Annotated in this window: 17 protein-coding genes and 1 riboswitch; of the genes, 3 read left to right on the top strand and 14 right to left on the bottom strand. The window is 64.9% G+C overall.

Going from position 1 to position 13,303, the window contains the following annotated elements; translation table 11 throughout:
- Nucleotides 1-125: 125 nt before the first annotated feature.
- Nucleotides 126-638, bottom strand: coding sequence for a collagen-like protein (locus GDN70_RS10445; RefSeq protein ID WP_097668415.1), 513 nt, complete (start codon nucleotides 636-638; stop codon nucleotides 126-128).
- Nucleotides 639-794: 156 nt separating this feature from the next.
- Between GDN70_RS10445 and GDN70_RS10450 the strand changes: the two genes are divergently transcribed.
- Nucleotides 795-1,037, top strand: a complete 243-nt coding sequence (locus tag GDN70_RS10450; protein WP_028145593.1) for a hypothetical protein — start codon at nucleotides 795-797, stop codon at nucleotides 1,035-1,037.
- On the opposite strand, the gene GDN70_RS10455 is transcribed toward GDN70_RS10450, so the two are convergent.
- Together GDN70_RS10455 and GDN70_RS10460 are read right to left on the bottom strand one after the other, a co-directional pair.
- On the bottom strand, nucleotides 1,034-1,282 hold the full coding sequence (locus GDN70_RS10455) for a helix-turn-helix domain-containing protein (RefSeq protein ID WP_028145592.1): 249 nt from the start codon (nucleotides 1,280-1,282) through the stop codon (nucleotides 1,034-1,036). The two genes, GDN70_RS10450 and GDN70_RS10455, sit on opposite strands and share 4 nt — an antisense overlap.
- A gap of 286 nt (nucleotides 1,283-1,568) precedes the next feature.
- Nucleotides 1,569-2,336: an SDR family NAD(P)-dependent oxidoreductase gene (locus GDN70_RS10460; RefSeq protein WP_152102478.1), complete on the bottom strand. Its 768-nt coding sequence runs from the start codon at nucleotides 2,334-2,336 to the stop codon at nucleotides 1,569-1,571.
- A gap of 111 nt (nucleotides 2,337-2,447) precedes the next feature.
- Here GDN70_RS10460 and GDN70_RS10465 point away from each other — a divergent pair, with 111 nt between their 5' ends.
- Complete coding sequence (locus GDN70_RS10465; protein WP_028145590.1) at nucleotides 2,448-2,945, top strand: molecular chaperone DnaJ; 498 nt, start codon at nucleotides 2,448-2,450, stop codon at nucleotides 2,943-2,945.
- Nucleotides 2,946-3,123: 178 nt separating this feature from the next.
- On the opposite strand, the gene GDN70_RS10470 is transcribed toward GDN70_RS10465, so the two are convergent.
- The 3 genes from GDN70_RS10470 to GDN70_RS10480 form a co-directional block, all read right to left on the bottom strand.
- Complete coding sequence (locus GDN70_RS10470) at nucleotides 3,124-3,375, bottom strand: hypothetical protein (RefSeq protein ID WP_152102479.1); 252 nt, start codon at nucleotides 3,373-3,375, stop codon at nucleotides 3,124-3,126.
- Between the two features lie 232 nt (nucleotides 3,376-3,607).
- Nucleotides 3,608-3,868, bottom strand: a complete 261-nt coding sequence (locus GDN70_RS34890) for a hypothetical protein (protein ID WP_028145588.1) — start codon at nucleotides 3,866-3,868, stop codon at nucleotides 3,608-3,610.
- A 151-nt stretch (nucleotides 3,869-4,019) separates the two neighbouring features.
- On the bottom strand, nucleotides 4,020-4,403 hold the full coding sequence (locus tag GDN70_RS10480) for a RidA family protein (RefSeq protein ID WP_095426030.1): 384 nt from the start codon (nucleotides 4,401-4,403) through the stop codon (nucleotides 4,020-4,022).
- 487 nt (nucleotides 4,404-4,890) lie between these two features.
- On the opposite strand from GDN70_RS10480, the gene GDN70_RS10485 reads away from it, so the two are divergent.
- Complete coding sequence (locus GDN70_RS10485; protein WP_028145586.1) at nucleotides 4,891-5,325, top strand: hypothetical protein; 435 nt, start codon at nucleotides 4,891-4,893, stop codon at nucleotides 5,323-5,325.
- 126 nt (nucleotides 5,326-5,451) lie between these two features.
- Here the strand turns inward: GDN70_RS10485 and GDN70_RS10490 are convergent, their stop codons facing one another.
- The 8 genes from GDN70_RS10490 to GDN70_RS10530 all read right to left on the bottom strand — a co-directional run bounded on the left by GDN70_RS10490 (nucleotide 5,452) and on the right by GDN70_RS10530 (nucleotide 13,148).
- The gene (locus GDN70_RS10490; RefSeq protein ID WP_152102480.1) at nucleotides 5,452-6,147 is read right to left on the bottom strand and encodes a glutathione S-transferase family protein; all 696 of its coding nucleotides are present in this window, start codon (nucleotides 6,145-6,147) and stop codon (nucleotides 5,452-5,454) included.
- A 242-nt stretch (nucleotides 6,148-6,389) separates the two neighbouring features.
- Complete coding sequence (locus GDN70_RS10495; RefSeq protein ID WP_152102481.1) at nucleotides 6,390-7,040, bottom strand: glutathione S-transferase family protein; 651 nt, start codon at nucleotides 7,038-7,040, stop codon at nucleotides 6,390-6,392.
- A 401-nt stretch (nucleotides 7,041-7,441) separates the two neighbouring features.
- Nucleotides 7,442-7,954, bottom strand: coding sequence for a mismatch-specific DNA-glycosylase (locus GDN70_RS10505; RefSeq protein ID WP_152102482.1), 513 nt, complete (start codon nucleotides 7,952-7,954; stop codon nucleotides 7,442-7,444).
- Between the two features lie 364 nt (nucleotides 7,955-8,318).
- A complete protein-coding gene (thiC, locus tag GDN70_RS10510; protein ID WP_097668411.1) occupies nucleotides 8,319-10,217 on the bottom strand; it encodes a phosphomethylpyrimidine synthase ThiC in 1,899 nt (632 codons plus the stop codon).
- 183 nt (nucleotides 10,218-10,400) lie between these two features.
- The gene (locus GDN70_RS10515; protein ID WP_028145580.1) at nucleotides 10,401-11,009 is read right to left on the bottom strand and encodes a thiamine phosphate synthase; all 609 of its coding nucleotides are present in this window, start codon (nucleotides 11,007-11,009) and stop codon (nucleotides 10,401-10,403) included.
- Nucleotides 10,996-11,778: a thiazole synthase gene (locus GDN70_RS10520; RefSeq protein WP_028145579.1), complete on the bottom strand. Its 783-nt coding sequence runs from the start codon at nucleotides 11,776-11,778 to the stop codon at nucleotides 10,996-10,998. The genes GDN70_RS10515 and GDN70_RS10520 overlap by 14 nt, the downstream gene beginning before the upstream one ends.
- 171 nt (nucleotides 11,779-11,949) lie before the next feature.
- The gene (thiS, locus tag GDN70_RS10525; protein ID WP_028145578.1) at nucleotides 11,950-12,147 is read right to left on the bottom strand and encodes a sulfur carrier protein ThiS; all 198 of its coding nucleotides are present in this window, start codon (nucleotides 12,145-12,147) and stop codon (nucleotides 11,950-11,952) included.
- Nucleotides 12,138-13,148 (bottom strand): FAD-dependent oxidoreductase, encoded by a 1,011-nt coding sequence (locus tag GDN70_RS10530; RefSeq protein ID WP_152102483.1) that lies wholly within the window; start codon nucleotides 13,146-13,148, stop codon nucleotides 12,138-12,140. The genes thiS and GDN70_RS10530 overlap by 10 nt, the downstream gene beginning before the upstream one ends.
- Nucleotides 13,136-13,264, bottom strand: a riboswitch (TPP riboswitch). (Overlaps the previous gene by 13 nt.)
- Nucleotides 13,265-13,303 lie beyond the last annotated feature (39 nt).

Here is a 13,303-nt window from a genome sequence, read left to right on the forward strand (position 1 = left end):
TGCGGCGCGAAGTGCCGCTCCGCAGAGCCGGGACCCAGTCATCGTCAGCGCAGCTCCCGGCGATATGGGCCTCGGCTCAGCAGCGCAGCATTGCATGCCGCGCTGCGTCCGGGGCACCGGCATCGCTAATCCCGGTGCTTCTTCTTTTTCTTCTTCTTCCTGTGCTCGTCGCTTTCGCCTTCGTCGCTCTCGTCGTCGACGATGGCCTCATCGGGCTCCTGCACGGCGGCCTCCAGCGCCTCGCGCTCGGCGGCGTCGCGCTCGCGTTGGCGGCGGCGCTCGTCCCAGGCGTCGAACAGTTGCTCGAGCCACGGCAGCACCTGTTCGATCGAGGGCAATTGACCGGCAGGCCCAGCCTCGCCGCGCGGGCCTTGCGGCCCCGCCGGCCCTTGCGGTCCGGCAGGTCCCTGCGCGCCGGCGGCCCCACGCGGGCCAGCCTCGCCCTGCTTGCCTTGCGGACCGGGCTTGCCCTGAGGTCCCGCCTTTCCGATCGGCCCCGGCTTGCCTTGCGGACCCGGCTTGCCGCGCGCGCCGTCGGGACCGCGCCGGCCCGGATGACCCTGCGGCCCCGGCCGTCCCGGCTCGCCCTGCCGTCCGCGCGGCCCTTGAGATCCCTGCCGTTTCTGTTCGTCTGCCACGCCGCTGCTCCCTTGACCGGAAGCAAGCTACTTAGCGGCGTTTGACGACAGCAGCAATTCCGCCGGGACAGCTCACCACGCTTGATCAACATCAATCGGCGGCACGCGCTGCTGTGTCATCGATCGCACGGCCACATCTCTTGCGAGGAGCGACCGATGCGCGCAGCGTGGAAGATCCTTTGGCTGTTCGCTGCCGTCCTTGCAGCAGCGCTTGGCCTCGCGCACCAACTGGTACCCGACGTCGTGCCGGTCGCGTTCGCCGAGGAGCCGCAGCCGTCATGGGCTGTCATGACGGCCTTCTTCCTCCGCGCGATCGAGATGATCGCAGCCTCGGTCGTGATGATCGCGCTTGCGGTCATCATCGGCGGATTGATTCAGCGGCGCGTCCTCGGACGCTAATCCTGATAGGCGGGCACGTCGATGCCGGACGCCGCGTAGATCCTGATCTTGTTGCGCAGCGTGCGCACCGACAGGCCGAGCACGCGCGATGCGCGGGTGCGGTTGCCGTCGCAGCGCGCAAGCGTCTGAAGCACGAGCTCGCGCTCGACTTCGTCGACGGTGGCGCCGATCAGAAGCGGAACGATCTGGTTGGGAGCAAGGAATTGCGCGCCCGACTCGGACGCAGCGACATGAACAGTGGTCATCAACACACCTCCCGATCAACGCCCGCTGCCATCTTTGGAAGCGGATCGAGAACCAACGACCCCCAAGCCGTAGATGTACGGTGGGCGGGTTTGGTTAATGAAAGGTTAATCGCGAACGAACGCACCAATTGACCCCAGGAATGCCGCTAAGCCGCCGCGATTGGCGCCAGATGCATCGTGATGCGGGACTATCTCTTCCACACATGCGGTGTCATCGTCCGGTCCAGTGGCGCAATTGCCGACAAGGCGGACGATGATCCCGTGCGCGGGGATAGTGAGTCGCGCCTCACACCGTCCGGTAGCCGCCGTCCACCATCACGATCGTTCCCGTGACATAGGCCGACAGATCCGACGCGAGGAAGATCGCGGGCCCGACGATATCCTCGGGCTTGCCGGTGCGCGCCAGCGGGGTGTGGTCGACGAAGGCCTGCACCAGCGCCGGATTGGTCGCGCGCACACTGGCGTTGATGTTGGTCTCGATGAAGCCCGGCCCGATCGCGTTGACGCGCACGCCTTCCTTGCCGAGCTCGACCGCGAGCGCCTTGGTGAAGCCGAGCACGCCGTGTTTCGAGGTCGTGTAGGCCGCCGAGCTCGGCGTGCGCAGATGCACGAAGGACTGGATCGAGCCGATATTGACGATGCGGCCTTTGCTCGCGCGCAAGGGTGCGAGGAAGGCCTGCGTCATGTTGAAGACGCCGTTGAGGTTGAGCGAGATGATGTCGTTCCAGTCCTTCGCCACCGTCTCGGTCTCCGCGGTGAAGGCGTTGCGGCGAGTAATGCCGGCATTGTTGACGAGGATCGAGACCTGCCCGACCTTGTCGGCGATCTGCTTGGCGAGCGCAAAACAGTCCTCGCGCCGGGTCACGTCGAGCGCAAAACTCTCGACCCTGCCGCCCGCTTTGCTGATCTCCTGGGCGGCCTCCGCGACCGTGTCGGCATTGACGTCGAGCAGCACCACTTGCGCGCCCTCGCGAGCGTAGCCGGCCGCGATGGCCCGGCCGATGCCGGAGCCGGCGCCGGTAATGACGGCGATGTGGTTTGCGAGCAATGCCATGACATTTTTCTCCCGATTTCGTTTCGAAGTTTCACGAAACGCTAACTCGAAATTAAGGGGACGGAAACGGCAGCCTTGGCATACTGATCTTCATTGCTAAACGTTGCGCGCATGATGGAACGGCTCGACACACGGCTCGACTCCTGGAAACTCGCCCTTGAACGCCTGCGGTCGGCGCAATCGGCCGATTGGGCCGAGGCGGGCCGGCTCGTGGCCGAGATCGCGCGGACGAGCGTCGATGCCACGCTGCGCCAGGCCGCCGAGCAGGCGCTTCCGGTGCTGCGCCAGGCGGTCGAGAATGACGATCACGGCGTCACGCTGGCGGCCCAGCGCCGCATCGGCGTCGTTCTCGAAGTCGTTCATGATCTGACCGCGCCGCGCTTCGGCCGGCGCAACGCCACGCCGAAACAGCTGTCCAGCGAGGATCGTGCCCGCAAGATGCTCGGCCTGCCGCTCGCGGTGCAGCTCACCTGCGAGGACATCAACCAGGCCTATCGCCGCGCCGCCAAGGGCATGCATCCCGACCACGGCGGCAGCACGCAAGCCTTCATCGACCTCGCCGCCGCGCGCGACGTCCTGATCCATCCCGGCGCGCACAAGGACGCGTGAGGTGCTCGACGATATCTCGTAGGGTGGACAAAGGCGCCAAGCGCCGTGCCCACCATCTTCGTGGTGGATGGAAACGGTGGGCACGCTTGCGCTTTGCCCACCCTGCGACATCTCGAAGAGAAACGGGCAAGAACGCATGCCCGCGTCCTTGCCCGCTCTTCGTCCGCCGATCGAAATCTTACCAGGTGCACTGGCCGTTCTTCAGCGCGGCGTTCTTCACGGCGAGTGCGTCGATGAACGTCGGCACGGTTGCGCTGGCGCGATGATAGCCGGCCGGCCACGGCGTGGTCGGGATGCTCTCGTCCCAGATCTGGCAGAGGCCGGTGTCCTGCCAGCGGATCAGGTGATAGCTGGCTTCCGCTGGGTTCGCCGCGACGAAGGCGGTGACGGCAAGACCGGCGGCAGCGCACAGCACGGAAATACGACGCATGATCAGCTCCTCAAATGAATGATGTGATGCGCCTCCCGGCAATGCGGGGAGGGCTGGTGCCGGACGCTGGGGATGCGCCCCGGACAAGATGTGAGTAGTTCCGCAGGCCGGTCAGGTTCAAAGCGCGCGAGCGGGACATGGCTGATTTCGGCCGGAAAACGCGCGGTCCCGCAAAAGAAGAAGGCGGATCGCTCGCGCGACCCGCCCTCCAAATCCGGTCCGTTGCAAAAGCTCAGAGCGTGCAGCGGCGCTCGGCGCGCATCTTGATCTGGACGTCGGAAGCGGCCTGGAAGGTCGGGAGCGGCTTGCTGACGACCTTGTAGGTCGACACGCCCCATTGGAACGGCTTGTACTTCAGGTCCTCGTTCCAGACCTGGCAGATGCCGGTGTTGTCCCAGCGGATCACGTAATAGCCGACCGCCGCCGAGGCCGGCACGGCGAACACGGAGGTGGCGATGCCGGCGACGGCACAGAGGGCGAGAACGCGACGCATGAAATATCTCCTTGTGGGGAAGTGGGACGCAAAAATTCGTGCGGTAAAAGCAGGTCCTTTGCAAGCCGGGGAGCTGCCTTTCACGGACATGTCAGCTGTTCCCCAAGCATTTGGTTCGGCCGCGTGCCCGGCAAGCCACACGCTCAGTGGCTCACTTCGCCAGCGACGCCACCGCCTCGATCTCGATCAGCATCCTCGGGTCGGGCAGGGCGTGAACCACGCAGGTGGTGCGCGCCGGATAGGGCGGCGGGCCGAAGGCGCCGGCATAGAGCGCATTCATGGCGGCGACGTCGGAGGCGCGGGTCAAGAGGACGTTGACCTTGACGAGGTCGCGGACACCGGCGCCGGCCTCGCCCAGCACGCGCTTGATGTTGACGACGACATTGGCGAACTGCGCCTCGAAACCGTCGGGCAGCGCACCATTGGCATCGAAGCCGGGAATGCCGGAGACGAACAGGAGATCACCGACGCGCGTCGCAAAGGACAGCGGCGGCGCCTTCACGTGCGGCGGGGGCGCGAAATGCTGGATCGGCATGGCATCACCTCGAATGCAGGAACGGGCGCGTAGCCCGCATGAGCGTAGCGACATGCGGGAGACTTGCAATCGGGTTGCGGAGACCGGCAAGAACAAAAACGCGAAAACAACCCCATGCACAGTAGAGATCATGTGGAGATCATTGAGTTTTTACAATTCGGTAAAGGATAAACCTCCAAGTTGCTCCGTCGGGCAAGACAGGGGCGGAATGGGATGATGGAGATGCGCGACTTTGTGCCCGAACCTCCGCCGTCAGGCCCCGGCTTGACCGGGGCATCCATTGCGCCGCGGCCTCTCGGCGCAGTCACCGCCGCCTCTGGAATACTGGATCGCCCGGTTGGATGTTTGGACCGGGCGATGACGGTTGAGTGCGACGCCGCGCCTTGCGTCTCATGGCAGCCCCATCATTTTGCCGCCGCGATCCATCGGATAGATTCGCTGCGTCTGATTCGAATCCCTCCTTGAAAAATAGCCCCCGGAGATATCCATGAAGATCGCATCCACCTTCCGCGCCGCGCTGGTCGCCATTGCCGCCCTGGCCGGGCTCTCGACCTCGGCGATGGCCGACGGCGGCACCGTGGTGCTGACGATCTACAAGGCGGGCTGGATCATCGGCGGCTCCGGCGGTTCCGGCGTGCTCAACTTCCGCGGCCGCTCCTATGGGCTGTCCACCGGCGGGCTCGACTACGGTCTCGTCTTCGGCGGTTCCAAGACGGTGCTGCGCGGCCGCGTCTCCAACATCAATCGTCCCTCCGATGTCGCCGGCGTTTACGGCGCCGCCGGTGCCGGCCTTGCCGTCGGCCGCGGCGCCCGCGCCATCGTGCTCACCAACCAGAAGGGCGCCGTGCTGGAATTGACCGGCACCCAGGTGGGATTGATGGCGAATGCGGATCTCAGCGGCCTCGCGATCACGATGCGGTAGAGCAGGGTGCCGCCGTAGGGTGGGTTAGACCCTTGGCGTAACCCACCACTTCTGTCACCGCGGAAGGAGAAGAGGTGGGTTACGCGCATCGGCCCGCGCTTCGCGCAGCCGCTGCGCTAACCCACCCTACGATTTTCCGATCGCCGCATGAATCCGCTCGCAATGCGCGACGAGATTCTTCTGCGCATCGACGAACGCCTTCAGCGGCGTCGGGATCGGAAAATAATAGATGTTCGCGACGAAGCCGTAGATGCCGGCATCGACGCTCGTTGGCGCGGCGCCGTGCACGAAGCCCGCGGCGGGCACGATTTCGGCCAGCACCTGCAAATCGGCGAGCCCGCGCGCGTAAGCCTGCTCCGGCGTGTAGCGGCCGATGCCCTGGTAATGATAGCGCTGCGCATTATACGCCTTCGCCTTCTCGAATCCTTCTGCACTCACTTGCGGATGTTGCGCGATGAAGCCGTCGCGGAACGCCGGATAATAGCGCTCGTCCTTCCAGCGCGAATACGACATCACCCAATAGAGATCGTCGAGCATGCGCGTGACGAGGAGATTGGTGCGGCGCTGCTCCGGTGAAAGTCCGGCATCGATGGTAAGACGATATTTCGCGATCGCATGCGCGATGATGGTCTCGCTGTCACCGATGCTCTCGCCGTCGTCGACGACGTAAGGCAGCTGCCCGCGCGGTGCGGCCGAGGCATCGAAGATGTGCTCGTGCACGAACTCCACGCCCGCGAGCTTGAGGAAGGCGTAGACCTTGAGGCCGTAGCCGTTGTTGTCGGCGACGCCGAACAGTTGCGGGTAGGAATAGAGGGTCAGCATGGGCGGGCTCCCCGGGGGTGGCGGAGGCCAGCATGAAGGGGCGCTGGGGTGGATGCAATGGGGAGAAGATGGAGTAGGTGCGTCGTTCGAAGCTCTCGTAGGGTGGGTTAGCCGTTCACAAACTCGATCTCTCAACACGATTCGGCGCAAGGCGTAACCCACCACGTCTGCATCCGCGGTGACAGAAGCGGTGGGTTACGTCACGCGGCCTGCGCTTTGCGCAGCCGCGCGGCTAACCCACCCTACGAACGCGATGCAGCCTTGAACACGGCCAATTGCGCGTCGAATGCGCGCCGGAACGCCGGCCGCGCCTCGCCGCGCGCGACATAGGCGGCGATATCAGGATAGTCGTCGAGCAGGCCGGATGTGTTCAGCCGGCGCAGCACTGTCACCATCATGAGATCGCCGGCGCTGAAGGCGCCGTCGAGCCAGTCGGAGTTGCCGAGGCGTCGGGACAGTTCGCCGAGCCTGGTATGGACGCGGTCCTGGAGCATGGGCAGCCGCTCTGCGTGCCAGCTCCTGTCGCGCTCGAACAGCATGGCCATGGTGAGCTCGACGATCGGCGGCTCCACCGTGCTAAGCGCGGCGAACATCCACGCGACCGCGCGGGCGCGGGCATTGGCATCCTTCGGCAGCAAGCCATCGTGGCGCTCGGCGATATGCAGCACGATCGCGCCCGACTCGAACAGAGTGAGGTCGCCATCCTCATAAGTCGGGATCTGCCCGAACGGATGCAGCGCAAGATGCGCCGGCTGCTTCATCGCCGCGAACGAGACGAGGCGGACGTCGTAGGGCTGGCCGACCTCCTCCAGCGCCCAGCGCACCCGCATATCGCGCGCCTGCCCGCGGCCGCGGTCGGGGGAGGATTCGAAGGCGGTGATGGTGGGAAGCATGTGGAGGCTCCAGCGGCTTGCGTGCTGTGTCCAGAGGACGAACGGCGGGCACGGAATCCGACAGCCTGCATTCCTTCAATTTAGTCGCACCATCTTGCCTCACCCACGGTGTCGTCCCGGCGAAGGCCGGGACCCATACCCCCAGGGAGAAGTTTGGCGATGACTCGTCGTTCGGTACTGCGACCGCCTGCAACAGATAGATCACGCGGTATGGGTCCCGGCCTTCGCCGGGACGACAGCGGAATGTGGAGGTCCGTAGGGTGGGTTAGCCGATCGCAAATTGCAGTCTATCGTCCCGCGACGGTGCGAGGCGTAACCCACCACGTCTGTGTCCGCGGCGACAGACTTGGTGGGTTACGACGAGCGGACTGCGCTTCGCGCATCCGCACGTCTAACCCACCCTACGCAGCGATCCACGCCGCAAGCTCCCGCCACGGCTTCAGAGTCCAACTCCCCGACGCAGCACCGGACGGCGAGGGCAGCACAAAAATCTCCGGCCAGCTTGCATCCGACAGCTGCCGCCCCAGCGCAATCCCGCTCGACGGCCTGCCATAAAACAAGCTCGCCGCCTTCTTGCTCGTGAACGCAATCGTCCGCGGCCGATACTTGTCCATCTTCGCCCTGAAGCCCGATACGTCGATCGTCTCAGCCGCGATCTGGTGATCCATCCCGGCGCCCGACTTGGAGAGATCGGTGAAGCCGATGCCGAGCTCGATCAGCGATGCGAATTCGCTTGGCTGATACCGCCGCGGCGTGATCCCGGCCTCATGGATCGCGCGCCAGAAGCGGTTGCCGGGATGGGCGTAGTAGTGCCCGACCGCGGCCGAGCGCGTCGAGGCGGCGGTGCCGACGAAGACGAGGCGGAGGTTGGGGCGGAGTTGGTCGGGGAGGCGGTGGGGGGCGGACCCGGGCATGTCGCGTCTTGGTGATCGTTTGATGCAACGAAAACGAAGAAAAGGGGCATTTTTGTTTGCTGCGTCCCATGCTCGCCGCGCTAGTGCCTCAGCGCATCTGAAGGCTTGTTCGTATTCGTGAACGCAGCAATCAAGAGGGGATTTTGGTTGCGCCGAATTTTGGAATCCCGTTGAGCTGCGCTTCCTGCCGCGAGAGCCATTCCAGAGTAATTTCTAGTGACGAAATTCCTGCCATCGACAGCGGTTTGCGCGCAACTCTTGCAAAACGAACAAGAAAGATCGGATCGTGTCGCGTTCTGGTTGCGCCTATAATGGTCGGGAAGCGCGTCTCCCGACCATTTTTCGACCTTCGGTCGGGTAACCCTCACAACACCCGATTGCTCTCCTTCACCTTCTCCGCATCCAGATAAACGCTGCTCCCCATCTCCTTGAACTTCGCGCTCATCTTCGCCATGCCGTCCTCGGCCGTGCCGCTCAGCGACATGCCCACCGAGTTCGGATCATTCAGCGTCGCCGCATAGTCCCGCACGTCCTGCGTGATCTTCATCGAGCAGAACTTTGGTCCGCACATCGAGCAGAAATGCGCGACCTTGTGGGCTTCCTTCGGCAGGGTCTCGTCGTGGAAGTTTTTCGCGGTGTCGGGGTCGAGGCCGAGGTTGAACTGATCGCTCCAGCGGAAGTCGAACCTCGCGCGGGAGAGGGCGTCGTCGCGGAGTTGCGCCGCCGGGTGGCCCTTGGCGAGATCGGAGGCGTGAGCTGCGATCTTGTAGGTGATGACGCCGACCTTGACGTCGTTACGATCGGGCAGGCCGAGATGCTCCTTCGGCGTGACGTAGCAGAGCATGGCGCAGCCGAACCAGCCGATCATGGCCGCACCAATCCCTGACGTGATGTGGTCGTAGCCCGGCGCGATGTCGGTGGTCAGCGGTCCAAGCGTGTAGAACGGCGCCTCGCCGCACTCCTTGAGCTGCTTGTCCATGTTGATCTTGATCTTGTGCATCGGCACGTGGCCGGGACCTTCGATCATGACCTGGCAGCCCTTGTCCCACGCGATTTTTGTCAGTTCGCCGAGCGTTTCGAGTTCGGCAAACTGTGCGCGATCATTCGCGTCGGCGATCGAGCCCGGACGCAATCCATCGCCCAACGAGAAGGAGACGTCGTACTTGCGCATCAAGTCGCAAATTTCGTCGAAGTGGGTGTAAAGAAAACTCTCCTTGTGATGCGCCAGGCACCACTTCGCCATGATCGAGCCGCCACGCGAGACGATGCCGGTGACGCGGCTGGCGGTGAGGTGGATGTATTGCAGGCGCACGCCGGCGTGGATGGTGAAATAGTCGACGCCCTGCTCGCACTGCTCGATCAAGGTGTCCTTGTAGAGCTCCCAGGTCAGCTTGACCGGATCGCCGTTGCACTTCTCCAGCGCCTGGTAGATCGGCACGGTGCCGATCGGCACCGGCGAGTTGCGCAGGATCCATTCGCGGGTGGTGTGGATGTTGCGGCCGGTCGAGAGGTCCATCACGGTGTCGGCGCCCCAGCGGATCGCCCACACCATCTTCTCGACCTCTTCCTCGACCGACGACGTCACCGCGGAGTTGCCGATATTGGCGTTGATCTTGGTGAGGAAGTTGCGGCCGATGATCATCGGCTCGAGCTCGGAATGGTTGATGTTGGAGGGGATGATGGCGCGGCCGCGCGCGATCTCGTCGCGCACGAACTCCGGGGTAATGAAGGCAGGCACCGAGGCGCCGAAGCTTTCGCCGTCGGCGAGGGCGGCTTCCGCGCGCTCGAGCTGCTGCTTGCGGCCGAGGTTTTCGCGCGCGGCGACGTAGATCATCTCCTTGGTGATGATGCCGGCGCGGGCGAATTCGAGCTGCGTGATCTTGTGGCCGGGAAGGCCCCGCAGCGGCTGGTGATAGGCGCTGAAGGCGCGCGCGGCGTTGTCGGTGGAGACGCTGCCATTGTCCTCCGGCTTGATCTGCCGGCCCTGATATTCCTCGACGCCGCCACGCTCCAGCACCCAGGCTTTGCGGTTGCGGGCAAGGCCGGCGTTGACGTCGATGGTGACGCTCGGATCGGTGTAGGGGCCGGAGGTGTCGTAGACCGGCAGGTTCGGCTCGCCGGCGCCTTCCGACAGGATGATCTCGCGCAGCGGTACGCGCAGGTCGGGCGCGGCGTCGGGGGAGGCGAAGATCTTTCGCGAGGAGGGAAGGGGGCCGGTGGTGACGGCGGGGATGGTTTTTTCGGGGTTGGAGCGGATGTTCATGGGGATCCTCCGGTTTAATTCGTTGATGTCGCTGTGCGAGAGGCAATTACCGCTGTCATCCCCGCGAAGGCGGGGATCCAGTAGTCCGCGGCGGTGCGCTGGAGCCGAGAAGCCGCGGCGTACTGGATCGCCCGGTCAAGCCGGGCGATGACAGCGGAGTGTGGGGTGAGAGCGGAGCGCACATCACGCAGCCTCCGTGGACAGGCCAAGCCATTGCCGCACGCGGGCATCGGGGTCGGCGTTTTGCGTCACGTCGGACACCACCGCGATAGAATCCGCGCCCGCCGCAAAGATCTCCGCGGCTTGCTCGAACTTGATGCCGCCGATCGCGACCAGCGGAATGGTGCCGATGCGCTTCTTCCACTCCGTGATCCTCGGGATGCCCTGCGGCTCGAAACGCATCGATTTGAGCGTGGTGAAGAAGATCGGGCCGAGCGCGACGTAGTCGGGCTTTGCCTTGAGTGCGGTTTCAAGCTCGGCATCGTCATGGGTGGAGATGCCGAGCGAGAGGCCGGCCTCGCGGATGGACTTGAGGTCGGCTTCCACCAGATCCTCCTGACCGAGATGCAGGTACTTCGCGCCGGCGACGACGGCGGCGCGCCAATAGTCGTTCACGACCAGCTTGGCTTGCGTGTCCTTGGTGATCGCCAGCGCGTCGGTGACGATCTGCAGCGCGTCGGCGTCGTTGAGCTCCTTGGCGCGCAGCTGGATGGTGCCGACGCCAAGCTTTGTCAGCCGCTCGACCCATTTGAGGCTGTCGACGACGGGATAAAATCGATCAGGATACGGCATGCCAGAACGGAGTCCCAACGACAGGGGTGGAGGGGGAGGCGAAGTCGCGGGCGTTCATCAGCCCGGCTTCATAAGCGGTGCGGCCGGCATCGCAGCCGAGGCGGAAGGCTTTTGCCATCGCGACGGGATCGGCGGCTTTTGCAATTGCGGTGTTGAGCAGCACGGCGTCATAGCCGAGCTCGAGCGCCTGCGCCGCGTGGCTGGGAGCGCCGAGGCCGGCGTCGACCACCAGCGTGATATCGGGCAGGCGCTCGCGCAGCAGCTTCAACGCGTCGCGATTGGTGATGCCCTTGGCGCTGCCGATGGGAGCGGCCCACGGCATCACCACCTTGCAGCCGGCATCGACCAGGCGGTTGGCGACCGAGAGATCCTCGGTGCAATAGGGGAACACTTCAAAGCCGTCCTTGATCAGGATGCCGGCGGCTTCGACCAGGCCGACGACATCGGGCTGCAGCGTGTCGTTGTCGGCGATGACTTCGAGCTTGATCCAGCTCGTGCCGAACAATTCACGGGCGAGCTTTGCCGTGGTCACGGCCTCGCGCACGCTGCGGCATCCCGCGGTGTTCGGCAGCACCGTGACATCGAGCTCCCGGATCAGATTCCAGAACGCGTCCCCGGTCTTGCCGCCGGCGGATTCGCGCCGCAGCGACACCGTGACGATGTTCGAGCCGGAGGCGCGGATCGCTTCCTGCATGATCGCCGGCGAGGGGTAGAGCGCGCTGCCGATCAGCAGGCGGGAGGCGAAAGTCTTGCCGTAGAAGGTCACCATGTTGACGGTGTCTCCTCAAATGCAGTTGTCATCCCCGCGAAGGCGGGGATCCATACCGCGTGATTTCTCCTGGGGCACGCGGGGAGAGACCGAGCTTCATAACCGCTCCGTGTGGTTATGGGGCCCCGCCTTCGCGGGGACGACGCGAGGATAGAGCGTGCCACCATCACCTCACCCTCCCTGCCGCGGCGTGATGATCTCGATCTCGTCGCCGGCCTTCAGTGCCGTCTCGGCCCAGCGGCTTTTCGGCACGACGTCGTAGTTGAGCGCGATCGCGAAATGCGTGCCCTCGTAGTCGAGCTCCGAGAGCAGCGCATCGACGCTTCCCGAAGTCACCTCGCGCTGCTCGCCGTTGACGATCAAACGCATTGCATCACCTCGTTGTCGATCTGGCCGCGCTCGACATAGGCAAGCGTCAGCTCGGCGAGCGCCGGCGCGATCAGGAAGCCGTGGCGATAGAGGCCGTTGACGGAGATCGTCTTGCCGCGAATGCCGATGCGCGGCAGATTGTCGGGATAGGCGGGACGAAGCCCGGAGCCGAATTCGACGATGCGGGCTTCGCCGAACGCCGGGTGCACGGCGTAGGCGGCGCCCAAAAGCTCCAGCGCGGAGCGGACGCTGACGCCGGTGTCCTCGGCCTCGATCGAGGTCGCGCCCAGCATGAACAGATTGTCCTCGCGCGGGATCACGTAGAGCGGCCAGCGCGGATGCATCAGCCGCACCGGGCGCGCAAGCTGCACTTCGCTGGTCTCGATCAGGATCATCTCGCCCTTGACGCCGCGAAGCTCGCTCTGCTCGTCGCGGGCGCCAAGGCCGCGGCAGTCGATCACGATGCCGTCGAGATCCCCGGCTGCGACGTCGCTGGAGAACTTGATGGTGCCGCCGGCGGCGCGGATGCGCTCGTGCAGCTGCGGCAGCACGCGGCGCGGCTCGACATGGCCCTCGGCCGGGAAGAACAGCGCGTCGCGGAAGCGGCCTTCCAGCGATGGCTCGAGCGCGGCGAGGCCTGAGGCATCGAGCCGGCGGTGGTCCTCGGTCATGCGCGCAAAGCGCTCGAAGTCGCTGCGTTCGCGCGGATGGGCGACGACCAGCGAGCCGTTGAACGGCGTATCGGGCAGCTCGCGCCGCCAGAGGTCGAGCGAGCGCAGCCCCAGGCGGCTGATGATGGGTTCGGCGACCTCGGCCTCGCAATAGGGCGCGAGCATGCCGCCGGCCCAATGGCTGGTGGCGTCCGTCATCGCCTCGTCACCGCGCTCGTGCAAGGTCACGGCATGGCCGGCCTGCGCGAACAGCAGGGCTTGCCAGGCACCCGCGATGCCTGCGCCGATGATGGATACCGGTGAATCCTGTCGCTTGGTCGTTTGCAACATCCCTGTCCCTTCGCCGGCATGACCCGGATCAGGTTCAAAGGGTCACCGCGGTCCTGGGCGGTATTGCCCATTTAGCGGTATCTCAGCTCCTCCTCGGAGCACCCCTCGGAACGGCTCTAATGTAGGACAGTGGGGCGGGGTGGTCAACGCGTGTT

The sequence above is a fragment of the Bradyrhizobium sp. TM102 genome (assembly GCF_009176685.1).
GTDB lineage: Bacteria > Pseudomonadota > Alphaproteobacteria > Rhizobiales > Xanthobacteraceae > Bradyrhizobium > Bradyrhizobium ottawaense.

Excerpts from the sequence above, each read along its gene's own strand:
- GDN70_RS10480 (WP_095426030.1), bottom strand. The coding sequence starts at position 4,403 with ATGCCGATCCAGCATTTCGCGCCCCCGCCGCACGTGAAGGCGCCGCCG.
- GDN70_RS10495 (WP_152102481.1), bottom strand. The coding sequence starts at position 7,040 with ATGCTTCCCACCATCACCGCCTTCGAATCCTCCCCCGACCGCGGCCGC.
- GDN70_RS10460 (WP_152102478.1), bottom strand. The coding sequence starts at position 2,336 with ATGGCATTGCTCGCAAACCACATCGCCGTCATTACCGGCGCCGGCTCC.
- GDN70_RS10530 (WP_152102483.1), bottom strand. The coding sequence starts at position 13,148 with ATGTTGCAAACGACCAAGCGACAGGATTCACCGGTATCCATCATCGGC.
- GDN70_RS10520 (WP_028145579.1), bottom strand. The coding sequence starts at position 11,778 with ATGGTGACCTTCTACGGCAAGACTTTCGCCTCCCGCCTGCTGATCGGC.
- GDN70_RS10465 (WP_028145590.1), top strand. The coding sequence starts at position 2,448 with ATGATGGAACGGCTCGACACACGGCTCGACTCCTGGAAACTCGCCCTT.
- GDN70_RS34890 (WP_028145588.1), bottom strand. The coding sequence starts at position 3,868 with ATGCGTCGCGTTCTCGCCCTCTGTGCCGTCGCCGGCATCGCCACCTCC.
- GDN70_RS10515 (WP_028145580.1), bottom strand. The coding sequence starts at position 11,009 with ATGCCGTATCCTGATCGATTTTATCCCGTCGTCGACAGCCTCAAATGG.
- GDN70_RS10470 (WP_152102479.1), bottom strand. The coding sequence starts at position 3,375 with ATGCGTCGTATTTCCGTGCTGTGCGCTGCCGCCGGTCTTGCCGTCACC.
- GDN70_RS10490 (WP_152102480.1), bottom strand. The coding sequence starts at position 6,147 with ATGCTGACCCTCTATTCCTACCCGCAACTGTTCGGCGTCGCCGACAAC.
- thiC (WP_097668411.1), bottom strand. The coding sequence starts at position 10,217 with ATGAACATCCGCTCCAACCCCGAAAAAACCATCCCCGCCGTCACCACC.
- GDN70_RS10505 (WP_152102482.1), bottom strand. The coding sequence starts at position 7,954 with ATGCCCGGGTCCGCCCCCCACCGCCTCCCCGACCAACTCCGCCCCAAC.
- thiS (WP_028145578.1), bottom strand. The coding sequence starts at position 12,147 with ATGCGTTTGATCGTCAACGGCGAGCAGCGCGAGGTGACTTCGGGAAGC.
- GDN70_RS10485 (WP_028145586.1), top strand. The coding sequence starts at position 4,891 with ATGAAGATCGCATCCACCTTCCGCGCCGCGCTGGTCGCCATTGCCGCC.
- GDN70_RS10450 (WP_028145593.1), top strand. The coding sequence starts at position 795 with ATGCGCGCAGCGTGGAAGATCCTTTGGCTGTTCGCTGCCGTCCTTGCA.
- GDN70_RS10455 (WP_028145592.1), bottom strand. The coding sequence starts at position 1,282 with ATGACCACTGTTCATGTCGCTGCGTCCGAGTCGGGCGCGCAATTCCTT.